This window comes from Sphingobium sp. D43FB (assembly GCF_002312805.1).
Lineage (GTDB): Bacteria > Pseudomonadota > Alphaproteobacteria > Sphingomonadales > Sphingomonadaceae > Sphingobium.
In genome coordinates, this window is the sequence record NZ_NMUA01000009.1 from 112,086 (window position 1) to 133,056 (window position 20,971).

The 20,971-nt window shown below is 61.9% G+C and carries 20 protein-coding genes and 1 tRNA gene; 14 read left to right on the forward strand and 7 right to left on the reverse strand.

Annotated elements, in window-relative coordinates:
* Positions 1-65: 65 nt before the first annotated feature.
* From SxD43FB_RS10075 to SxD43FB_RS10090, 4 genes are all read left to right on the forward strand, one after another.
* The gene (locus SxD43FB_RS10075; protein WP_096062050.1) at positions 66-1,064 is read left to right on the forward strand and encodes a D-glycerate dehydrogenase; all 999 of its coding nucleotides are present in this window, start codon (positions 66-68) and stop codon (positions 1,062-1,064) included.
* Between the two features lie 65 nt (positions 1,065-1,129).
* Complete coding sequence (locus tag SxD43FB_RS10080; protein WP_037480476.1) at positions 1,130-1,315, forward strand: DUF1328 domain-containing protein; 186 nt, start codon at positions 1,130-1,132, stop codon at positions 1,313-1,315.
* Between the two features lie 4 nt (positions 1,316-1,319).
* A complete protein-coding gene (locus SxD43FB_RS25875; RefSeq protein WP_069066387.1) occupies positions 1,320-1,523 on the forward strand; it encodes a DUF5818 domain-containing protein in 204 nt (67 codons plus the stop codon).
* A 43-nt stretch (positions 1,524-1,566) separates the two neighbouring features.
* Positions 1,567-3,321, forward strand: a complete 1,755-nt coding sequence (locus SxD43FB_RS10090; protein WP_096062051.1) for a DUF885 domain-containing protein — start codon at positions 1,567-1,569, stop codon at positions 3,319-3,321.
* Here SxD43FB_RS10090 and SxD43FB_RS10095 read toward each other — a convergent pair whose 3' ends face one another.
* Entirely contained in the window at positions 3,322-3,534 is a 213-nt protein-coding gene (locus SxD43FB_RS10095; protein WP_141249485.1) for a hypothetical protein, read from the reverse strand.
* Between the two features lie 297 nt (positions 3,535-3,831).
* Here SxD43FB_RS10095 and acnA point away from each other — a divergent pair, with 297 nt between their 5' ends.
* On the forward strand, positions 3,832-6,501 hold the full coding sequence (gene acnA, locus SxD43FB_RS10100) for an aconitate hydratase AcnA (protein WP_096062053.1): 2,670 nt from the start codon (positions 3,832-3,834) through the stop codon (positions 6,499-6,501).
* 278 nt (positions 6,502-6,779) lie between these two features.
* On the opposite strand, the gene SxD43FB_RS10105 is transcribed toward acnA, so the two are convergent.
* Together SxD43FB_RS10105 and SxD43FB_RS10110 are read right to left on the reverse strand one after the other, a co-directional pair.
* Positions 6,780-8,438: a M28 family metallopeptidase gene (locus SxD43FB_RS10105; RefSeq protein ID WP_096062054.1), complete on the reverse strand. Its 1,659-nt coding sequence runs from the start codon at positions 8,436-8,438 to the stop codon at positions 6,780-6,782.
* Between the two features lie 42 nt (positions 8,439-8,480).
* The gene (locus SxD43FB_RS10110; RefSeq protein ID WP_096062055.1) at positions 8,481-9,137 is read right to left on the reverse strand and encodes a glutathione S-transferase; all 657 of its coding nucleotides are present in this window, start codon (positions 9,135-9,137) and stop codon (positions 8,481-8,483) included.
* A gap of 125 nt (positions 9,138-9,262) precedes the next feature.
* On the opposite strand from SxD43FB_RS10110, the gene phaZ reads away from it, so the two are divergent.
* Positions 9,263-10,486, forward strand: coding sequence for a polyhydroxyalkanoate depolymerase (gene phaZ, locus SxD43FB_RS10115; protein WP_096062056.1), 1,224 nt, complete (start codon positions 9,263-9,265; stop codon positions 10,484-10,486).
* 51 nt (positions 10,487-10,537) lie between these two features.
* On the opposite strand, the gene hslU is transcribed toward phaZ, so the two are convergent.
* Together hslU and hslV are read right to left on the reverse strand one after the other, a co-directional pair.
* The gene (hslU, locus tag SxD43FB_RS10120; protein ID WP_037479817.1) at positions 10,538-11,839 is read right to left on the reverse strand and encodes an ATP-dependent protease ATPase subunit HslU; all 1,302 of its coding nucleotides are present in this window, start codon (positions 11,837-11,839) and stop codon (positions 10,538-10,540) included.
* A 162-nt stretch (positions 11,840-12,001) separates the two neighbouring features.
* Complete coding sequence (hslV, locus tag SxD43FB_RS10125) at positions 12,002-12,568, reverse strand: ATP-dependent protease subunit HslV (protein ID WP_096062057.1); 567 nt, start codon at positions 12,566-12,568, stop codon at positions 12,002-12,004.
* A gap of 172 nt (positions 12,569-12,740) precedes the next feature.
* Here hslV and SxD43FB_RS10130 point away from each other — a divergent pair, with 172 nt between their 5' ends.
* The gene (locus SxD43FB_RS10130) at positions 12,741-12,929 is read left to right on the forward strand and encodes a hypothetical protein (protein WP_037479811.1); all 189 of its coding nucleotides are present in this window, start codon (positions 12,741-12,743) and stop codon (positions 12,927-12,929) included.
* Positions 12,930-12,957: 28 nt separating this feature from the next.
* Here SxD43FB_RS10130 and SxD43FB_RS10135 read toward each other — a convergent pair whose 3' ends face one another.
* Entirely contained in the window at positions 12,958-13,083 is a 126-nt protein-coding gene (locus tag SxD43FB_RS10135; protein ID WP_096062092.1) for an entericidin A/B family lipoprotein, read from the reverse strand.
* A 140-nt stretch (positions 13,084-13,223) separates the two neighbouring features.
* Between SxD43FB_RS10135 and SxD43FB_RS10140 the strand changes: the two genes are divergently transcribed.
* From SxD43FB_RS10140 to SxD43FB_RS10150, 3 genes are all read left to right on the forward strand, one after another.
* Positions 13,224-13,298: transfer RNA gene (locus SxD43FB_RS10140), tRNA-Val, on the forward strand.
* Positions 13,299-13,413: 115 nt separating this feature from the next.
* Positions 13,414-15,627, forward strand: coding sequence for a S9 family peptidase (locus tag SxD43FB_RS10145; protein ID WP_096062058.1), 2,214 nt, complete (start codon positions 13,414-13,416; stop codon positions 15,625-15,627).
* Positions 15,628-15,629: 2 nt separating this feature from the next.
* A complete protein-coding gene (locus tag SxD43FB_RS10150) occupies positions 15,630-17,462 on the forward strand; it encodes a tetratricopeptide repeat protein (protein ID WP_096062059.1) in 1,833 nt (610 codons plus the stop codon).
* A 6-nt stretch (positions 17,463-17,468) separates the two neighbouring features.
* Here the strand turns inward: SxD43FB_RS10150 and SxD43FB_RS10155 are convergent, their stop codons facing one another.
* Entirely contained in the window at positions 17,469-18,179 is a 711-nt protein-coding gene (locus SxD43FB_RS10155) for a methyltransferase domain-containing protein (protein ID WP_096062060.1), read from the reverse strand.
* A 165-nt stretch (positions 18,180-18,344) separates the two neighbouring features.
* Between SxD43FB_RS10155 and SxD43FB_RS10160 the strand changes: the two genes are divergently transcribed.
* The 4 genes from SxD43FB_RS10160 (at position 18,345) to SxD43FB_RS10175 (ending at position 20,938) form a co-directional block, all read left to right on the forward strand.
* Positions 18,345-19,370 carry an aspartate-semialdehyde dehydrogenase gene (locus SxD43FB_RS10160; RefSeq protein WP_069066669.1) on the forward strand — a complete coding sequence of 342 codons (1,026 nt, stop codon included), beginning with the start codon at positions 18,345-18,347 and terminating at the stop codon, positions 19,368-19,370.
* A gap of 45 nt (positions 19,371-19,415) precedes the next feature.
* Positions 19,416-19,658, forward strand: a complete 243-nt coding sequence (locus SxD43FB_RS10165; protein WP_096062061.1) for a hypothetical protein — start codon at positions 19,416-19,418, stop codon at positions 19,656-19,658.
* Complete coding sequence (locus SxD43FB_RS10170; RefSeq protein ID WP_096062062.1) at positions 19,658-20,095, forward strand: type II toxin-antitoxin system VapC family toxin; 438 nt, start codon at positions 19,658-19,660, stop codon at positions 20,093-20,095. The genes SxD43FB_RS10165 and SxD43FB_RS10170 overlap by 1 nt, the downstream gene beginning before the upstream one ends.
* Before the next feature lie 81 nt (positions 20,096-20,176).
* The gene (locus tag SxD43FB_RS10175) at positions 20,177-20,938 is read left to right on the forward strand and encodes an alpha/beta hydrolase (RefSeq protein ID WP_096062063.1); all 762 of its coding nucleotides are present in this window, start codon (positions 20,177-20,179) and stop codon (positions 20,936-20,938) included.
* Positions 20,939-20,971: the final 33 nt, after the last annotated feature.

The window sequence follows — 20,971 nt, forward strand, 5'->3', positions numbered from 1 at the left end:
CATCGCGACAGTCATTCCCGCATAACCGCTTGACCGACGCCGCAGGCGGGCATAGCGGCAGGGCCATGGCCAAGAAACTGCGCCCTGCCAAGCCGCGCGTCATCGTCACGCGCCGCCTGCCGCCCAATGTGGAGGCGCGCATGGCCGAACTGTTCGACGCCAGCTTCAATGTCGGCGACGCGCCGATGAGTCGCACCGAACTTGCCCGCGCCATGGCGCAGTGCGACGTGCTGGTGCCGACCATCAACGACACGATCGACGCCGCCCTGCTGAACGGCGCGCCGGAACGATTGCAGCTCATCGCCAGCTTCGGCGCCGGGGTCGATCATATCGACCTCGCCGCTGCCCAGGCGAAGCGGATCATCGTCACCAACACGCCCGGCGTCCTGACCGAGGACACCGCCGACATGACCATGGCGCTGATCCTGTCCGTGCCCCGCCGCCTGGCGGAAGGGGAAAAGCTGGTCCGGTCCGGTCAGTGGCGCGGCTGGAGCCCGTCGGGGATGCTCGGTCACCGCATCGGCGGCAAGAAGCTCGGCATTATCGGCATGGGCCGGATCGGTCGTGCCGTTGCCCGCCGCGCCCGCGCCTTTGGCCTGTCGATCGCCTATCATAACCGCCACCGTCTGCCGTTCGAGGTGGAGCAGGAATTGGAAGCGGAATGGGTGGGCGATGTCGATGCCCTGCTCGCCGCTTGCGACATCATCTCGATCCACTGCCCGCTGAACGCCGATAGTCGCGGCCTGATCGATGCGCGGCGGATCGCGCTGATGCGTCCCGACGCCTATCTCATCAACACCTCCCGCGCCGAAATCACCGATGAGGCCGCGTTGATCGTCGCGCTCGACGAAGGGCGGATCGCTGGCGCTGGCCTTGACGTCTATACCCACGAGCCAGCGGTCGATGCGCGCCTGTTCGACCTCGCCAATGTCGTGCTGCTGCCGCATATGGGTTCGGCCACCTTCGAGGGCCGGGATGCAACCGGCGCGCGGGTCATCGCCAATATCCGCAGCTGGGTCGATGGCCACCGTCCCCCCAACCAAGTGCTCGAAGGCTGGGTCTAACGGAACCCTGCGCGCCGTCGTCCGTTCGGAAATCATAGCATTTCCATCGAAAGGGACGGATCATCATGTTGAAACTCGCAGTCATCTCACTCGTCATCGCCGCTGTGCTGGCGGTTCTCGGCTTCGGCGGCGCCGCTGGCACCTTCGTCGGTATCGCCAAAATCCTCTTCTTCATCGCTCTCGCCGTCTTCGTCCTGTTCCTCGTCCTCGGCATCTTGGCTGGCAAGGGCATCAAGGATGCGATAGACTGACCGCGTGATAGAAAGTGGCGCTGACGTAGATGAAACCGGGCGGCTCGTTCGCGACGCCGCCGGTTTTCTGCTTCGGCGCGATCAAGGCGGCACCTACCGCCTCGTCCTGCTGCGCGTACCCGTCGATCTTGTCGAAAAACGGGTGCGTGTTCAGGGCTTTTATATGGGCGACGATATTGTCGAGGCCGATGGCGTAGCGCCCGCCTGAAACCCCTTGCCAAAGCAGCGGGGACACGCGATCCCCTTGCGTCATGCGCAAGATCCTTCTGCTTCTCCTCTCCGTCGCCACGCCGGTTCTGGCCCAGGCCCAAACGCCCCGCGACACCCTGACCCAGGTCATGGACGACCATTGGAAGTGGTGGCTCTCCACCCATCCGGTCGAGGCCACCGCGCGTGGCGTCCGCACCTATGATGACCGCATCTACGACCTGTCGCTCGCCGCCCGCGCCGCGCAGATCAAGGCCGAGCAGACATTCGTGGCCCGACTGGAAGCGATCGGCGAAACGACGCTAGACCCCGCCGATCGGGTCAACCGCGCCGTGCTGTTGTGGATGCTGCGCGACGACATAGCGGGGGAGGCGCATCAGGCCGAACGGCTGATGCTGTTCACCACCTATTATGGCTGGCACCAGGGTTTTGCAGGCATGGGCGATGGCCTGCCTTTCTACGACCGCGCCGACTATGACAGCTATCTCACCCGCCTGTCGCTCTACCCGAAACAAAATGGCGACGCCCTCGCCATCACCCGTCAGGCGATCGAGGGCGGCTATGTCCTGCCCTGCTCTGTCCTCGGCAATTATGCGGCCACCATCAGCGGCATCGTGGCGGGCGAGCCGGAATCGACCCGCTTCTACGAGCCGTTCACCCGCCCCAAGCCCCGCACGATCAGCGACCCCGATTGGTCCGCGATGCAGGCGCGCGCTATCACCCTGATCAGCAACGTCATCACGCCCGAATATGGCAAATGGCATGACCTGTTCGTAAAGGACTATCTGCCCGCCTGCCGCAAAAGCGACAGCGCCTCGACCCTGCCGGGCGGCTCGGCCTGGTATGCCAGCCGGGTTCGGACGCACACAACGACTGACCTGACCCCCGACCAGATTCACGCCATCGGCCTGTCCGAAGTCGCCCGCATCCGTGCCCGCATGGACGATGTGGCAGCGAAGGCAGGCTATCCCAGCCGCGCCGCCTTCATCGCGCATCTACGCACCGACCCGCTTTATTATGCCAAGACGCCCGAAGAACTACTCCAGGTCGCCGCGCGTCAGGCGAAGGCGATCGACGGCCTGCTGCCACGCTATTTCAACACCCTGCCGCGTCTGCCCTATGGCCTCAAACCCATTCCAGAAGCCGAAGCGGAAGGCACGACCACCGCTTATTATATGCCCGGTGCGCCGGAGAGCGGCATAGCGGGCACTTACTTCGTCAACACGTCCAGGCTGGACCAGCGCCCTTTCTGGGAACTGCCAGCGCTCACCGCGCATGAGGCGGTGCCGGGCCATCATAACCAGATCGCCCTGCAGCAGGAATTGCCGCTGCCGCCCTTCCGCAAATATCTCGCGGGCTTCACCGCCTATGTCGAAGGATGGGCGCTCTACACCGAATTTCTGGGAGAGGAGATGGGGCTCTACGACACGCCCGAAAAGATGATGGGGCGCCTGTCCTACGAAATGTGGCGCGCCTGTCGTCTGGTGGTCGATACCGGCCTCCACGCCAAGGGCTGGGACAAAGCGCGCGCCGTCGCCTTCATGGCCGACAATAGCGCGCTGTCTGCGGCCAATATCGATGCGGAGGTCAATCGCTATATCAGTTGGCCGGGTCAGGCGCTGGGCTACAAGCTCGGCGAAATCAGGATCAGGGGGTTGCGGACGAAGGCCGAAGCGGACCTGGGCGCAAAGTTCGACCTCCGCCGTTTCCATGACGCAGTTCTCGCACAAGGCGCGGTGCCGCTGACCGTGCTGGAAAGCCAGATTGACGGATGGATTGCGGCCGAAAAAGCGCGTTGATCAGATGCTCAGGGATCGGGGCGGGGCGTTGGCAAGGTCGAGCCATGCCCGATAGCCCAGGTCCAGCGGCAGGGCCGCCTCGCAACAGGCGCATTCCGCCATCACCCGACCGATCAGCCATTGGCTTTGCCCGCAATCGGGACAGCGCATCGCGCCGCCTGAGCGATAGACGGCGATCATGTCGCGGGTAGGCAGGACTTGGGAAGGGTGCATGTGGAAAATCCCCCATTGTCTCGCACTAACGTCATTATAGGCGGTTGTTTCCCGCTTTGGTCAGACAAGCGCAAAAAATGCGCCTCCTCCAAAGGTGCAACGGTTGCTTTGTCCATTTGACTTGGGCGCGGCAGTCTGTATGGCGCTGCAACATCGGGACATACCCGCTTCGGCCGACGGTTGGGGCGCATCCCTCCACCTTGCTGCCCGGACCATCGGGCCGGTCGGCGAGAGACGGGTGGAAAGCGTCATCTTGCCTCCGCATGGCCGCGGCATTTGCGAGGAGACGCACAACTTATGACCGCCATCGGACAGGACACGCTCGGCACCCGCGACATTTTGAATGTCGACGGCAAGGACATCGCTTTTTATTCGCTCGAAAAGGCCGCCGCGAAATTGGGAGACGTTTCGCGACTGCCTTTCTCGATGAAGGTGCTGCTCGAAAACCTGCTCCGTTTCGAAGATGGCGTCACCGTGACGGTCGAGGACATTCAGGCGATCGTCGATTGGCAGAATGACAAGGGCAAGGCGCAGCGCGAGATCCAGTATCGCCCCGCGCGCGTGCTGCTTCAGGATTTTACCGGCGTACCATGCGTCGTCGATCTGGCCGCCATGCGCGACGCGATGAATGCGCTCGGCGCCGACGCCAGCAAGATCAACCCGCAGGTGCCCGTCCATCTCGTGATCGATCACTCGGTCATGGTCGATGAATTCGGTACGCCCAAGGCGTTCGAACAGAATGTCGAAATCGAATATCAGCGCAATATGGAGCGCTACGACTTCCTCAAATGGGGCAGCAAGTCGCTCAACAATTTCTACGCCGTGCCGCCCGGCACCGGCATCTGCCATCAGGTGAACCTCGAAAATATCGCCCAGGCCGTCTGGTCGAGCGAAGATGCCGATGGCAATATGGTCGCCTATCCTGACACCTGCGTCGGCACCGACAGCCACACCACGATGGTCAACGGCCTGGGCGTACTCGGCTGGGGCGTCGGCGGGATCGAGGCGGAAGCGGCGATGCTGGGCCAGCCCGTCTCCATGCTCATCCCCGAAGTCGTCGGCTTCAAGCTGGTCGGCACGATGAACGAAGGCGTGACCGCCACGGATCTGGTGCTGACCTGCACCGAAATGCTGCGCAAGAAGGGCGTTGTCGGCCGTTTCGTGGAATATTTCGGCCCCGGCCTGGCCTCGCTCAGCCTCGCCGACCGTGCGACGCTGGCGAACATGGCTCCCGAATATGGCGCAACCTGCGGCTTCTTCGGCATCGACGACAAGACGATCGACTATATGCGCCTGACCGGCCGCAGCGACGAAAATCTCGCGCTGGTCGAAGCCTATGCCAAGCAGCAGGGCTTCTGGATCGACCCCACCGCCGATCTGGTCTTCACCGACACGCTGGAACTGGACCTCGCCACCGTCGTCCCCAGCCTCGCCGGCCCCAAGCGCCCGCAGGATCGCGTCTCGCTGCCGCAAGTCGATGACGTGTTCAACGCCGACTTGGCCAACGTATACAAGAAGGCGCAGCAGCGCGTTCCGGTCGAAGGCGAGGATTTCGACATCGGCGACGGCGACGTCACCATTGCCGCCATCACCAGCTGCACCAACACGTCGAACCCCGGCGTCATGGTCGCCGCGGGCCTCGTCGCCAAGAAGGCGAACGAATTGGGCCTCAAGCCCAAGCCCTGGGTCAAGACCTCGCTGGCCCCCGGCAGCCAAGTCGTCACCGACTATTTCAACAAGGCAGGCCTCCAGGAGCATCTGGACGCGATCGGCTTCAACCTCGTGGGCTATGGTTGCACCACCTGCATCGGCAATTCCGGGCCTCTCGCCCCTGCGATCAGCGCGGCGATCAACGAAAACGGCCTGGTCGCGGCCGCCGTCATTTCGGGCAACCGCAACTTCGAAGGCCGCGTGTCGCCCGACGTGCGCGCCAACTTCCTCGCCAGCCCGCCGCTGGTCGTAGCCTATGCGCTCAAGGGCACGGTGATTGAAGATTTCATCACCACGCCGATCGGCGTCAGCACCGCTGGCAACGACGTCTATCTCAAGGACATCTGGCCCACCAATGCCGAGGTCGCCTCGACCATGGCAGGCTGCATGGACCGTGCGATGTTCCAGGCGCGCTATGAAAATGTCTATAAGGGCGATGCCCATTGGCAGGCGATCGACGTGACCGGCTCGGACACCTATAGCTGGCGCGCAGGTTCCACCTATGTCGCCAACCCGCCCTATTTCGAAGGGCTGAGCATGACCCCGGCACCGGTCAACGACATCATCGAAGCCAAGCCCTTGGCGATCTTCGGCGATTCGATCACCACCGACCACATCTCGCCCGCCGGTTCGATCAAGGCGAGCAGCCCGGCTGGTCAGTGGCTGAGCGAGCATCAGGTCGCACAGGCCGACTTCAACAGCTATGGTGCGCGCCGTGGCCATCATGAAGTCATGATGCGTGGCACCTTCGCCAATATCCGCATCAAGAATCAGATGCTGGACGGCGTCGAGGGCGGCATGACCCGCTATGAAGGCGAAGTCATGCCCATCTATGACGCGGCCATGAAGCATAAGGCCGACGGCACGCCGCTGGTCGTCATCGGCGGCAAGGAATATGGCACCGGCTCGTCGCGCGACTGGGCGGCCAAGGGCACCAACCTGCTGGGCGTCCGCTCGGTCATCGTCGAGAGCTTCGAGCGTATCCATCGCTCGAACCTGGTCGGCATGGGCGTGCTGCCGCTCCAGTTCAAGGATGGCGAGAGCAAGGACACGCTGGGCCTGACTGGCGATGAAACCTTCACCATCCAGAATGTTGCGGGCCTCAAGCCGCGCCAGGACGTGGACGTGATGGTCAAGCGCGCCGACGGTTCGACCTTCACCTTCACCGCGCTGTGCCGGATCGACACGATCAACGAGCTGGAATATTTCCTGAACGGCGGCATCCTGCAATATGTGCTGCGCAAGCTCGCCGCTTGATCGGCTGACAGGCTAGAGCATGATGACTTTAAGTCGCATCACTCCGTTCGCCCTGAGTAGGGGCTGAGCTTGTCGAAGACCCGTATCGAAGGGTCGGCTGCGCTTATATCCTTCGATACGCCATTTCGACTTCGCTCAATGGCTACTCAGGACGAACGGTTCTGAGTAAACTCATCACGCTCTAAGCTAACAAAGAGGGCTTCTCCCACGCGGGAGAAGCCCTTTTTTATTGGCCGCGCTTCGGCGACCGGATCGTGTGGAAAGTCTGCCTTCCGGCGTCAGCGGCGCGCCGCCGCGCTCTTGTCCCGCACCGCCTTGAACTCCGATCCCGGCTTCCATTGCGGCCAACGGGTGGAGGTGGCGAGGTCGCGGCCGATGTCCAGCAGCAGGTCGACATCCTGCGCCGCACCATCCAGCTTCCAGTCCGGGCCGATCGCGTCGCACGCCTGATGATAGCATTGGCCGGTATAGGCATCGACCCAGGCCTGCCCCGCCGCACGGCCGCCTTCCACCAGGTCGGATGCCCCGGCAATGCCCATCAGCAGCAAAACGGGAACGCCCCGCTTCGCCATGGAGAAATGGTCGGCGCGATAGAAGAGGCCGCGTTCGGGCAGGCTTTCCTGCGTGACGACGCGGCCTTGGGCGGCAGCGACTTTCGCCAGATCATCCTCCAATGTGCTTTGGCCCTTGCCGACCAGGATGACGTCCTTCGCCTTGCCAGCGGTCTGGAGGATATCGAGGGTCAGGTTGGCGACGGTCCTGTCCAGGGGCCAGACCGGGTTCTGGGCATAATGTTCGGAGCCGAGCAACCCGCGCTCCTCCGCCGTCCAGGCCGCGAACAGGACCGAACGATCGGGGGCAGGGCCAGCCTTGAACGCGCGCGCAATCTCGAACAGGCCTGCGATGCCGAGCGCATCGTCATTGGCCCCGGCGCGATAGATGCGCCCCTGTGCGTCGGGCGCGCCCTTGCCATAGGCGTCCCAATGCGCGCCATACATCACCGTTTCGTCCGGCCGCTTGGTGCCGGGAATGCGCGCCAGGACATTGGCGCTCTGCACCACTTCCTGCGTCACCGGAAAGGCGGCGGAGAAGCGCGCGCCGGTCAGTTCCACCGGACGGAACGCCTTGCTGCGCGCCTGAGTGCGCAGCGCAGCAAGGTCGAGACGTGCGCCAGCGAACAAGGCCTTGGCAGCGTCTCCCTCGACCCAGCCCTGTACCGCCAAGCTGGTCAACTTGTCAGCCGGACGAACCAGATCGTAATTTTCGCCACCGGGGCTGACCACCACATTCCAGCCATAGCCCGCCCCCGGCGTATCATGCACGATCAGCGCGCCGATCGCGCCGCGCCGCGCGGCTTCCTCGAACTTGTAGGTCCAGCGGCCATAATAGGTCATGGCGCGTCCGCCGAATGCACCGAAAGCATCCTCGCCTTTGGTCGCTTCGAAATCGGGATCATTGATCAGGAAGACCGCGACCTTACCCTTCAGGTCCACGCCCTTATAATCATCCCAGCCGCGTTCGGGCACTGAGACACCATAGCCCACAAACACCAATGGCGCGGCGTCCACCGCAACCTTGTCCTTGGGCTGGAGGGTGGAGAGGTAGACATGTTTGCCAACGGTCCAGTCGGTCGTAACGCCACCCTGCGCGATGCCCAACTTCTCCGCCTTGCCGAGGCGGGTGTGGAGCAGGGGTACGCTTTGCACCCATTGGCCATCGGGACCGCCCGGCTCCAGCCCCAAAGCCTGAAAGCGCCCCACCAGATAGCCGATCGTTCGCTCCTCCCCGATCGTGCCCGGCGCGCGCCCTTCGAACAGGTCGGATGCCAGCGTGCGGACGGAGTGCGCCAATTGCTGCGCATCGGTCGTCCGCGCAGCGAGAGAGGCGGGAAGGGCGGCAGTGAGGGCCAGAGCCAGGCCAAGCGTGCGTATCGTCATGACCCGCTTCTATCCCCATGCCACAGCAGGGGGAAGGGCGTGTCAGAATTCGATATCGAGTTCCTCGACCTCGTCCGGCTCAATCCGCGCTTCGTCGATCCATTCGCGCATCAACGGCCAGCCATTGATCGTCTGACAATAGGCGGCGGCGGTATCCGACACCGGCACGGCATAGGTCAGAAAACGTTCGGCGACGGGCGCGAACATCGCATCAGCGACGGTGGGCTTGTCCCCGAACAGCCATGGGCCGCCATAGCTGGCAAGGCATTCTGCCCAAATCGCTTCGATCCGCTCGATATCCGGTTTCGCGCCGGAAAAAATGGGAAAGCGCGCGTGCCGGACCTTCAGGTTCATCGGCAGGGCAGAGCGCAAATTGGCAAAGCCCGAATGGATTTCGCCCGACACCGACCGGCAATGGGCGCGGGCGATGCGGTCGGCAGGATACATGCCCGCATCGGGATAGAGTTCATGCAGATATTCGGCGATCGCCAGCGTATCCCAAACGCTCGCGCCTTCATGGGTCAGGCGCGGGACGAGTACGGAGGGCGAGAGCAACAACAGTTCCGCGCGATTCTCCGGGTCATTCAGCGCGATCATTTTCTCTTCGACATGCAGGCCCGCAATCCGGCACAACAGCCAGCCCCGCAGCGACCAGGAGGAATAATTTTTGCTCGATAAAGTGAGTTCCGCGATAGCCATGGCAATCCCTCCCGCTGACAAGAACCTCCCATTTATGATGATGCGGCGCAACATAAAAAGATTGTATAGCGTTACATGATAAGACCGATTCGTTGGCGGTGATGTAACAAGGCAAGATTGCGATTATGCGAATGCTCTACAGCGGTTATCAGGCCTGGAACGACATGTTGGCGCCAGCGCGCTTTGGCGCGCAAATTGCGCTTGGCATGCGAGACAGAATGGGACCGATGGCGCAATGGGCGATGCCCCGCCGCCTGTTCGCGCTGATGGATGTGTTCCAGGGCGCCAAGCTCACGCACAAACGCCCCGCCTATGATATTGGCACTGTTACCAGCGGCAATGCGCAGGTGAGCGTTCGTGAAGAAGTAGCTCTGGACCTGCCGTTCGGCGACCTGCTGCACTTCGTCAAGGACGAAGTCGATGCGGCCCAGCCCAAGGTGCTGGTAGTCGCGCCCATGTCCGGCCATTTCTCCACCCTGTTGCGCAGCACGGTCGAAACCCTGCTGCGCGATCATGATGTCTATATCACAGACTGGAAGAACGCTCGTGACGTGCCGCTGTCCGCAGGCCGCTTCGGGTTCGAGGATTATGTCGACTATGTGATCCAGTTCTTCCAGCATATGGGGCCGGGCGCGCATATGGTGTCGGTATGCCAGCCCTGCGTTCCGGCGCTCGCCGCCGTGGCGTTGATGGCGGAAGACAAGGATGCGGCGACGCCCCGGTCGATGACGCTGATGGGCGGGCCGATCGATCCCAACGCCGCGCCGACGGCGGTCAATGATCTGGCCAATGAAAAGCCGATCGAATGGTTCGAGAAGAATCTGATTTCGGTCGTGCCGTTCCGCTATGCGGGGCACGGGCGCGAAGTCTATCCCGGCTTCATCCAGCTTGCCGCCTTCATGGCGATGAACATGGAACGCCATGGCGCGCAGCATCGCGAACTCTATCAGCTATTGGCCGACGGCAAGACGGTCGAAGCCGACAAGATCAAGAATTTCTACGAAGAATATTTCGCAGTTCTCGACATGACCCGCGAATTTTACATCGAAACCGTCGATCTGGTGTTCCAGAAGGCCTCGCTTGCCAAGGGCGAGTTGATGCACCGGGGCCGCCTGGTCAAGCCAGGCGCCATTCGCCATACCGCTTTGCTGACAGTAGAGGGCGAACGGGATGATGTCTGCGCCGTGGGGCAGACATCGGCAGCCCATGGTCTATGCACCGGTCTGCGACCGCACTTGAAGCGTCACCATCTCCAACCGGGCGTTGGCCATTATGGCGTCTTTTCCGGCAGTAAATGGGAAAGCCAGGTCTATCCTCAGGTGCGCAACATGATCCTGGCGATGAACTGATCGCGATCAGGCAGCCGCCGATCCGCATGGGATCGGTCGGCTGCCGATCGATCACAGGACGTAGCGGCTAAGGTCGGTGTCGCGCGCAATCGCATCCAATTGCTTTTCGACATAGGCGGCATCGACGACCAGCGTCTCACCGCGCCGATCTTCTGCCTCGAAGCTCACATCCTCCAGCAGCTTTTCCATCACCGTCTGCAGGCGGCGGGCACCGATATTCTCGACCTCGCCATTCACTTCGGCCGCGATCCGCGCCACCGCGCGGATGCCTTCGGGCGTCAGGTCGATGGTCACGCCCTCGGTCGCCAGCAGCGCGCGATATTGCGCCACCAGGCTCGCCTTGGTGTCAGACAGGATCGCGACGAAATCCTCCTCGGTCAGCGCCTGCAACTCGACCCGGATCGGCAAGCGCCCCTGCAATTCGGGCAGCAGATCGCTGGGCTTTGCAACATGAAACGCGCCCGACGCGATGAACAAAATATGGTCGGTCTTGAGCGGGCCATATTTGGTCGCGACCGTCGTGCCCTCGATCAGCGGCAACAGGTCGCGCTGCACGCCTTCGCGGCTGACCGATCCGCCACGCACATCGCTGACCGCGATCTTGTCGATCTCGTCCAGGAAAACGATGCCATTCTGCTCGGCGCTGGTGATGGCGACGCGCGCGACATCATCCTGGTCGAGGCGCTTGTCCTGCTCCTCTTCGACCAACTTGTCCCAGGCATCGGCCACACGCAGCTTGCGGCGCTTCTTCTGATTCTGGCCTAGAGCCTTGGACATCATGTCGGACAGGTTGATCATGCCGATCTGACCGCCCATGCCGGGAATATCCATTGGCATCGACGGGCTGTCGGCGATTTCCACCTCGACCTCGACATCGTTCATTTGATGCTGCTCGATCCGCTGGCGGAAGGACAGGCGGGTCGCCTCGCTCGCTTCCTTGCCCGTAAGCGCGTCGAGCAGGCGATTCATCGCCGCCTCCGACGCCGCTTCGCGCACCGCTTCGCGGCGGCGGTCCTTCTCCAGTCGGACCGCTTCCTCGACCAAGTCGCGCACGATCTGTTCGACGTCGCGGCCGACATAGCCGACCTCGGTGAACTTGGTGGCCTCGACCTTCACGAAGGGCGCATCAGCCAGCTTTGCCAGGCGGCGGCTGATCTCGGTCTTGCCGCACCCCGTCGGCCCGATCATCAGGATGTTTTTGGGCGTCACCTCGTCGCGCAGATCGTCGGGCAGATGCTGCCGCCGCCAGCGATTGCGCAGCGCGACAGCGACAGCGCGCTTGGCATCCTTCTGGCCGATAATATGCGCGTCAAGCGCCGCGACGATGGCTTTGGGGGTCAGATTGTCGTTCATCTCTATGTCGATCTCTTCTTTTCCTCTCCCGCTTTCGCGGGAGAGGCTACGGAGACTTGATCGCGAAGCGATCTAGGCGAAGTCGGTGAGGTCTTATCCTTGCAATCAAGAAAGACCCTCACCCATCCCTCTCCCGCGAAGACGGGAGAGGGTTGGGAAATGTCAGGCGGCGCTATCCAGCGTCTCGATGGTCAGTTGATCATTGGTATAGACGCAAATGTCCGCCGCCACGCCCATGGCCTTGCGCGCCAAGGCTTCGGCATCCGCCTCATAATCCATCAGCGCCCGCGCCGCGGCCAAAGCGAAATTGCCGCCCGATCCAATCGCCGCAACCCCGTTCAGCGGCTCCAGCACGTCGCCATTGCCGGTCAGGATCAGCGTCACATCCTTATCCGCGACGATCATCATCGCTTCCAGATTGCGCAGATATTTGTCGGTGCGCCAGTCCTTGGCCAGTTCGACGGCCGAGCGCATCAGTTGCCCATTGTGCCGCTCCAGCTTGGCCTCCAGCCGCTCGAACAAGGTGAAGGCGTCCGCCGTCGCGCCGGCAAAGCCGCCAATGACGGAGCCGTCATGCAGGCGGCGCACCTTGCGCGCATTGGGCTTCATGACGGTCTGGCCCATCGACACCTGGCCATCGCCAGCGACGACGACTTTGCCATTTTTGCGGACGGACATGATGGTGGTGCCATGCCAGACCGGCATGGCGCTGCGATGTTGGTCGTTCATGGGCGGCATATGGGAGGGGAGTGCGTCCGGTGCAAGCGGGTGCCTGCGCCACGTCGAGCCGTGGCATTCGCAAGACAATATTATGACAAATAGTGTCGGAACCAATGTCGGTTAATTGACATTGTGCAGCGCAGCATCAACTATCGACGCCTAACAAGAAGGTAGGACTCGCATGTCTCTCAAGGCCATGGCCCAGGAAAAAGTCGAGCGCGCGGGCATTTCCAACTATAGCTTTGACCGCGATACGCTGGTCATGTGCGGTGTCCGCTATACGCTCGAAGCCTGCACCTGCGGCGAGCCGGACTGCGACGGCGTGCGCCTGCGCAAGGCCATGCCCATGATTGCGCGTATCCTGCAATAAGCTATAGGGAACGCTGTCGTCGGCCGTTTTACCGGATGGCGTCTTTACCCGCGGTGCCGACCGACTCGATGTCGCGCCCGACGCCTTGCACCGTGTTGCAGGCCGATAGGGCCAGCAGCAGTCCGCTGATCATCAGGCAAAATGCGGGGCGCATCATCTCATCACTCCAATTGCGTTGTCGCGATCCTCTATAGCCGAATGGCGATGGCGGGAAGAGCGATTCCGCGCGCTCCATTCCGGCCCCCGCTTGACAGGACCAGCCGGCAATGCCAATGGCCGCTTCCTCCTTATAGGGGGCGCGTAGCTCAGTGGTAGAGCACACCCTTCACACGGGTGGGGTCGCAGGTTCAATCCCTGCCGCGCCCACCATGGCTTATCCGCCACGACAGGACAGATTATTTCCCGGCATTGATCTTTTGATACGCGGCTTTAATCCTGCGGTCCTGATCCGGCGCGTGCGCGCGTCGAGCCCGAAAGGATGTCGATGCCCTCTTCTTTGAAAGCCAGCGCGGCGCTTGGCGCTTTGTTGGTGAGTTCCGCTGTTGCCGTGCAGGCGCAGGAAAAGCTGACGCTGGAACGTGTGTTCGCCAGCCCCGATCTGGCCGGGCCACAACCGCGCGCGCTGACATTGTCGCCCGATGGGACGCTGGTCACCTTGCTCAAGCCCCGCGCGGATGAAAAGGAGCGGCTCGATCTGTGGGCGATCGACACCGCCACGGGCGCGGAACGGATGCTGGTCGATTCGAAAAAGACCGGAAGCGGCGCGGCGCTAAGCGAAGCGGAAAAGATGCAGCGCGAGCGGGATCGCAGCGTCGCGGGCAGCACCGGCATCACCAGCTATGACTGGTCGTCCGATGGCAAGACCATCCTCGTGCCGGTGGATGGCGACCTCTATCTCGCCGCGCTGGATGGCAAGGTCACGCGACTGACCGACACACCCGATGGCGAATTGAACGGCGTGGTCAGTCCCAAGGGCCGCTTCGTGTCCTTCGTGCGCGGCGGCAACCTGTTCGTGCAGCCGATCGGTGGCGCGGAACGGCAGATAACGCAGGGCGCGAGCGAAACGGTGAACTGGGGCGTGGCGGAGTTCGTCGCACAGGAGGAAATGGACCGGCGCACGGGCTATTGGTGGTCGCCCGATGAGGCGATGATCGCTGTGGCGCGGGTCGATGAAGCCCCGGTCGGCATCGTCACCCGCACCGCGATCGGCGGGGAGGGGACCAAGGTCTATCAACAACGCTATCCGGCGGCAGGCACGTCCAACGCGCTGGTCGATCTTTATGTGATGAAACCGGATGGATCGGCCCAGGTGAAGGTCGATCTCGGCCCGGATTCGGACATTTATCTGGCACGGGTCAACTGGTCGAAGGATGGTCGGACCCTCTATGTCCAGCGCGAAAGCCGCGATCAGAAGCGGCTCGACCTGTTGGCGGTTGATCCCGTGACGGGCAAGGGCCGGGTGATCCTTACCGAAACGGCGAAAAGCTGGGTGAACCTCTCCAACAATTTCCGGCCGCTCGCCGACGGGAGTTTCCTGTGGTGGTCGGAAAAGACCGGCCATGGGCATCTCTATCATGTGCGTGGCGGCAAATGGACGGCGCTGACCAGCGGCAAGTGGGACGTGCGCGACGTGGTGGGCGTCGATGAGGGCAAAGCCCTCGTCTACTTCACCGGCAACCGCGAAACGCCGCTGGAGCAGCAACTCTATGTCGTACCGCTGATGAAGACCGGGGCGGCGCGGGCGTTGACGCGCAGTGGCTGGTGGAATGATGCGGTGATGGACAGCAAGGCCAGCCGGATCGTCGTCAGCCGCCAGAATAGCGACCAGCCAAAGCAGGTCTATCTGGCCGATAGCAGCGGCAAGCAGTTGCAATGGCTGTCGGAAAATGCGCTGACGGGCAGCCACCCCTATGCGCCCTATGTGGCCAGCCATGTGAAGACGAGATTTGGCACGGTGAAGGCGGTCGACGGCACGACGCTCTATACCAAGATCATGACCCCGCCGATCGAGCCGGGGAAACGCTATCCGGTGTTCATGATCCATTATGGCGGTCCCGGCGGCGGACGGCAGGTAACCAATAGTTGGAGCGGTGCGCTCAACCAATATCTGGTCGACCGAGGCTGGATCGTCTTTGCGATCGACAATCGCGGGACACCCGATCGCGGCAAGGCGTTCGAAGATCATCTGTATCGTGCGATGGGCACGGTAGAGGTCGAGGATCAGTTGACCGGCGTCGAATGGCTCAAGGCCCAGCCCTTCGTCGATCCACAGCGGATCGCAACATATGGCTGGTCCTATGGCGGCTATATGTCGCTGAAGCTGCTGGAGAAGGCGCCGGGCGTGTTCGCTGCGGCGATCGCTGGCGCGCCGGTAACGAAATGGGAACTGTACGACACCCATTATACCGAACGCTATCTGGGCCAGCCGCAGGACACACCCAGCGCTTATCCCGCGTCGGGCGCAGTCGAGGAGGCCGTGAAGATCGTCGACCCGCTATTGCTGATCCACGGCATGTCTGACGACAATGTCGTGTTCGATAATGCCACCGCGCTGATGGCGAAGATGCAGGGCGCGGCAGTGCCGTTCGAGATGATGGCCTATCCCGGCCAGACCCATCGCGTCGGTGGGCCGGGCGTCAGCGTGCATCTGTGGCGCACGATCGAGGATTTCCTGGCCCGTCGCGGGATCGCACCCTGACCATGACAGGCGTTTTGCAGGTCGAGGACGTAAAGCGCCTACAGCACGCCTTCAATGCGCTGCAGGCAGGGCAGGCTGTCACTGCCGAGCGGATGCTGCGGGCGATGGCCGCGCCGGTGCGTAATCATCCTGACGCGCTCTATATCTTTGCGTCTGCACGCCGTGCCCAGGGTGACATGGCAGGCGCGCGAATGGCATTCGAAGCTGCGCTGAAAGGCGGGGCTACCAACCCGCAGCTTTGGAACGCCTATGGCAATCATTTGCATGATATGGGCGACGGGGCTGCAGCCATAGCCGCGCTTCAACGGGCAGTGGCCGTGCAACCCCGTTATGCGGAGGGCTGGATCAACCTGGCGATCGTCGCGACCGATCAGATGCAATTCGGCATCGCCGAAGAGGCGCTGGACCAAGCTGCACGAATTGCGCCGCAGGATGATCGCATCCTGCACGTGCAAGGGGCGATGGCGCAGGCTCAGGGTCGACCCGAGGCGGCGGCGGCGGCGTATCGCGCCCTACTCGTAAGAAAGCCATCGGATCTTCGCGCATGCTATAATCTCGCAACGGCACTCCGGGCGTCCGACGATCGCGCCAGCGCGCTGGAGGCGATCGAGCGCGCCATCGATGGCGGGTTGGACATCGCGCCAGCGCTTACGCTTCGTGCGCATATCCTCGCGGAAATGGGGCGTTTCGATGATGCGGTAGCGCAATATCAAGCGGCGTTGCGTCGTTATCCCGATCATGTCGATGCCCAGGACACATTGGCCAGGCTATTGCCGCAGATCGGGCGCGAGGCCGAAGCGTTTGACGCTTTCGATTTAGCAATCGAACAGCAGCCACGCCATATCCAACTGCTATTGGCAGGCATCCGCGTCGCCATGGATATTCGCGATCATGACCGGGCATTGGGGCTGATCGACCGCGCGCAGCCCATGCTGGATGATCCCGATCAGCTAAGCGTGGTCCGCATCCGGGCGTTGGGGCTGGCTGGACGGCATGGGGACGCAATCGACTTGGCCCGAACCCTTGCTGCTGCCGATCCCGCCCGCGCCGGTTTGCAAGCCAATCTCGCCCAGTTGCTCTTGGCGCAGGGTGACCCCGACGAGGCGCTCAGTCATGCGCTGCTTGCCACCCGACATGCGCCATTGGACCAGACGGGGTGGGCACTGTTGACAGTCATATGGCGCCTGCTTGAAGATGAACGCGAGCATTGGCTGGCGGGCTATGACCATTATGTTCGTGACCTTGACATTGGCACGCCGGATGGCTGGAGCAACCAATCGGCCTTTCTTGTAGACCTACGCGAATCGCTTGAACGCTTGCATGTGACCACCGCCCACCCGGCCGACCAGACATTGCGCGGCGGCACGCAGACCCGCGGTGATCTGTTTGATCGACGCAGATGTCCCGTGATCATGGCGCTCAAGCGACAGTTACACCGTTGCACGCAATCTGCGCTGGCGGACTTGCCCAATCAACCGCGTCATCCGTTGCTGGATCGACGGACCGGCGACATTCAATTTTCCGGCTCATGGTCGGTGCGTCTGCGCGAAAATGGTCGGCATGTGCCCCATATCCATCCTCAGGGCTGGATCAGTTCAGCCTTTTATGTGGCGCTACCCAATGATGTTCCGGCGGAAGATCGGTCGGGTGAAGGCACCATTTTGTTTGGCGTGCCCGATGATGCCCTCAACCTGACCGCGCTACCGCCTCGACGGGTGATACAGCCGCAAGCCGGTCGGCTGGTACTGTTTCCCTCTTATCTATGGCACGGCACTGCACCCTTTTCGGGATCGCAATCGCGGCTCACTATCGCCTTCGATGCGCTGCCAGCCTAACATCAGTTATCGCCAGGCGTGGAAGATCGCCCGGCGGTAACGGTCCTTGCGGCGCAGCGGCATGGCCCATTTGCGCCAGCCCTGATTGTCGAGCGCTTCGGGCAAAACCTGAAAACGACTATAGCCAAAGCGGCGGCACATTTCCTGTAATGCCAAGATGTTGGGCGCCCAGAAATTGGTGGGGTCGCCATCCAGCTCCAGTTCGGTGAACAGGCGCATCGCTGGCACCGGCTCGTGGCGCAGCGCCGTCACCGTTTCAATCACCAGATGATCGCGGCTCATCGCGGCCGCGGCTTCGAGCGTGCGATAGGGGTCTGGCACATGGTAGAGGACGCCCAGCAGCAGCACCATGTCGAATTGGCCGAGTTCGTCGGCCTTATGGTCGGCTACGTCGAGGTCCAGAGAGCGTATTTTGGATTCGAACTGGGCATGGGCATGGTCGAAACCGCGCTTGTCGCCCCAACCCTGGCCCGACCAACAGAAATGGTCAGTCGCCAAGATATCGGCCGCGCCGCGTTGCTCCGCCTGGAACGAGAAGAAACCATCCCAGGCACCGATGTCGAGCACGCGCTTGCCCGCAAGCGGCGCAATGAAGATCTGGTCGGCTTCTTCCTGCAGCGAGGCCAGCGGCTTGATGCCATCGGCGCGGCTGCCGTCGGGGAATGCGAAGCTGTGAAACCAGCGGTCGGGCAGGGGTGGCAGCAGCGCTGACTGCATCGATTACAATCCGTTTTTCAAAGAGGATGAAGGGCGGCACAGAGGTGCGACGCACTGGATATTGCGCCCGCTATCGAGTGGACAAGCCCTTCTTTCTGGACAAAAGGCCCAGTATCGCTATGGCGCGCACTCCGCAAGATTTGCTTTGGAGTGGAGAGTTTAGTCATGGGTTACAGGGTCGTCGTCGTAGGAGCCACCGGGAATGTGGGCCGCGAAATGCTGACCATTCTCGCCGAGCGCGAGTTCCCGATTGACGAGATCGCGGCCGTCGCTTCCTCGCGTTCGCAGGGGCTGACCGTTGATTTCGGTGATAGTGGCAAGACCATTAAATGCCAGAGCATCGAGCATTTCGACTTCACCGGATGGGACATCGCCCTGTTCGCGGTGGGCAGCGGCCCGACGGCGCAATATGCGCCCAAGGCAGCGGCTGCCGGTTGCGTCGTGATCGACAATAGCTCGCTCTATCGCATGGACCCGGACGTTCCCTTGATCGTGCCGGAAGTGAACCCCGATGCGATCGATGGCTATAAGAAGAAGAACATCATCGCCAACCCCAACTGCTCGACCGCACAGATGGTCGTGGCGTTGAAGCCGCTGCATGACGCCGCCAAGATCAAGCGCGTCGTCGTCGCGACTTACCAGTCGGTGTCGGGCGCTGGCAAGGCGGGCATGGACGAACTGTTCGAGCAGAGCCGCAACATCTTCGTCGGCGATCCGGCCGAGCCCAAGAAGTTCACCAAGCAGATCGCCTTCAACGTGATTCCGCATATTGACGTCTTCCTGGACGATGGTTCGACCAAGGAAGAATGGAAGATGGTCGCGGAAACGAAGAAGATCCTCGATCCCAAGATCAAGCTGACCGCAACTTGCGTGCGCGTTCCCGTGTTCGTTGGCCATAGCGAAGCGATCAACATCGAGTTCGAGAATGAAATCTCGGCCAAGGAAGCACAGGACATATTGCGTGAAGCGCCCGGTATTATGCTGGTCGATAAGCGCGAAGACGGCGGCTATATCACGCCGGTCGAATGCGTCGGCGATTTCGCGACCTTCATCAGCCGCGTGCGCGAGGATTCGACCGTCGAAAATGGTATCAACTTGTGGTGCGTCAGCGACAATCTGCGCAAGGGCGCGGCGCTGAACGCGGTGCAGATCGCTGAATTGCTGGGCCGTCGCCACCTTAAGAAGGGCTGATAGCTCGACCTTGCCGCTATGCTATCATGGTGATAGCATAGCGGCATGGGCCAAGTTCTTATCCGCAACCTCGATGAACAAGTCATCGCTGCCTATCGTGAACTGGCGGTACGCAATCAACGTTCGTTGGAAGCTGAGTTGCGCGATGCGTTGACGCGCGGTCGGCCGATGACCGGTGATCGCCTGAACAGCATGTTGACCCGTCTTGAAGATATACGCGCGATGACGCCTAAGAATGTAAGGCAGACACCGCCTGAAGAACTGCTGCGAGAAGATCACGCCGACTGATGCTCATCGTTGACACGAGCGTTGCTGCCCGTTGGGTCATTGGCAGCGATGATCCTGTTTTGTCGGATGAAGTCAGTATTGCTCTTACTCTTTTGCCGCGTCGACTGGTTGCGCCCGACTTGCTGATGGCCGAGTTCGCCAACGTCATGTGGAAGAAGGTGCGAGCGCAGGAAATCGGTCCCGCTCAGGCCAGGGAGGCGGTGGCAGTGCTGCCCGACATCGTCGAACTGATCCCGACTGCGGGCCTGGCCGATCGCGCCATGGACATAAGCCTGCAACTGGACCACCCGGCCTATGATTGCTTTTTCCTGGCCGCGGCGCAAATGCTGGAAACCATCGTCATTTCGGCCGACAGAAAGCTGGTTCGCCGTTGCGCTGATACGGCATTTTCGGGCCTGATTGCGGGCCTGACGGATCGTCCGTCCTGGCAGGCGTAGCGAGGCCTGGTCTTGATCGCACTCTTGCGCCGCGCCGACTGACGCCATATCGGCAACCCGCCCCAGCCAAAGGACAGTGCCATGACCGACCTCCCCATCGAACGCCATGATGTAAAGGGCTTCGACGGCTTGCCGATCGCGGTGCATGTCGTTGGTGAAGGGCGGGATCTGGTGCTGATCCACGGCTATTTCTCCAACGCCTACACAAATTGGATCCGCTATGGCCATGCCGCCAAGCTGGTAGCGGCGGGCTTTCGCCTGATCATGCCGGACCTGCGTGGGCATGGCGAAAGCGGCAAGCCGCATGATCCCGCCGCCTATCCGGCCGATGCGCTGACCGATGATGGTCTGGCGCTGATCGAACAGATGGGCCTGACCGACTATGATCTTGGCGGCTATTCGCTGGGTGCGCGGACGACGGTGCGGATGCTGGCACGCGGCGCGACGCCGCGCCGGGTGATCCTGGCGGGGATGGGACTGCGCGGACTGGTGCAATCGCTCGACAATGGCGGCTATTATCAGAATGTGCTGACCAATCTCGGCACGTTCGAACGCGGCACGTCGCAATGGATGACCGAAGCCTTCCTCAAGACCACCAAGGGCGATCCGGTCGCGCTGCTCCATATCCTCAACACATTCGTCGATACGCCGGAGACCACTATCGCCGGGATCATGCAACCGACCAAGGTCATTTGCGGGGCAGACGACCAGGATAATGGCGTGGCGCAGGAACTGGCCGATATTCTGCCCCATGGCAGCTATGCCGAGATTCCCGGCAACCATATGAATGCCGTCACCCGCAAGGAGATGGGGCAGGCGATGGTCGATTTTCTCACTGCTTGACGGGATCGCACCGTCAGGCCACTTTCCCCTCAT

Bases quoted from the DNA above. Each gene is read 5' to 3' on its own strand.
- phaZ (WP_096062056.1), top strand. From the start codon at position 9,263: ATGCGAATGCTCTACAGCGGTTATCAGGCCTGGAACGACATGTTGGCG.
- SxD43FB_RS10080 (WP_037480476.1), top strand. From the start codon at position 1,130: ATGTTGAAACTCGCAGTCATCTCACTCGTCATCGCCGCTGTGCTGGCG.
- SxD43FB_RS10170 (WP_096062062.1), top strand. From the start codon at position 19,658: ATGCTCATCGTTGACACGAGCGTTGCTGCCCGTTGGGTCATTGGCAGC.
- SxD43FB_RS10095 (WP_141249485.1), bottom strand. From the start codon at position 3,534: ATGCACCCTTCCCAAGTCCTGCCTACCCGCGACATGATCGCCGTCTAT.
- hslV (WP_096062057.1), bottom strand. From the start codon at position 12,568: ATGAACGACCAACATCGCAGCGCCATGCCGGTCTGGCATGGCACCACC.
- SxD43FB_RS10155 (WP_096062060.1), bottom strand. From the start codon at position 18,179: ATGCAGTCAGCGCTGCTGCCACCCCTGCCCGACCGCTGGTTTCACAGC.
- hslU (WP_037479817.1), bottom strand. From the start codon at position 11,839: ATGAACGACAATCTGACCCCCAAAGCCATCGTCGCGGCGCTTGACGCG.
- SxD43FB_RS10150 (WP_096062059.1), top strand. From the start codon at position 15,630: ATGACAGGCGTTTTGCAGGTCGAGGACGTAAAGCGCCTACAGCACGCC.
- SxD43FB_RS10090 (WP_096062051.1), top strand. From the start codon at position 1,567: ATGCGCAAGATCCTTCTGCTTCTCCTCTCCGTCGCCACGCCGGTTCTG.
- SxD43FB_RS10145 (WP_096062058.1), top strand. From the start codon at position 13,414: ATGCCCTCTTCTTTGAAAGCCAGCGCGGCGCTTGGCGCTTTGTTGGTG.
- SxD43FB_RS10160 (WP_069066669.1), top strand. From the start codon at position 18,345: ATGGGTTACAGGGTCGTCGTCGTAGGAGCCACCGGGAATGTGGGCCGC.
- SxD43FB_RS10105 (WP_096062054.1), bottom strand. From the start codon at position 8,438: ATGACGATACGCACGCTTGGCCTGGCTCTGGCCCTCACTGCCGCCCTT.
- SxD43FB_RS10165 (WP_096062061.1), top strand. From the start codon at position 19,416: ATGGGCCAAGTTCTTATCCGCAACCTCGATGAACAAGTCATCGCTGCC.
- acnA (WP_096062053.1), top strand. From the start codon at position 3,832: ATGACCGCCATCGGACAGGACACGCTCGGCACCCGCGACATTTTGAAT.
- SxD43FB_RS10110 (WP_096062055.1), bottom strand. From the start codon at position 9,137: ATGGCTATCGCGGAACTCACTTTATCGAGCAAAAATTATTCCTCCTGG.
- SxD43FB_RS10175 (WP_096062063.1), top strand. From the start codon at position 20,177: ATGACCGACCTCCCCATCGAACGCCATGATGTAAAGGGCTTCGACGGC.
- SxD43FB_RS10075 (WP_096062050.1), top strand. From the start codon at position 66: ATGGCCAAGAAACTGCGCCCTGCCAAGCCGCGCGTCATCGTCACGCGC.
- SxD43FB_RS10135 (WP_096062092.1), bottom strand. From the start codon at position 13,083: ATGCGCCCCGCATTTTGCCTGATGATCAGCGGACTGCTGCTGGCCCTA.
- SxD43FB_RS10130 (WP_037479811.1), top strand. From the start codon at position 12,741: ATGTCTCTCAAGGCCATGGCCCAGGAAAAAGTCGAGCGCGCGGGCATT.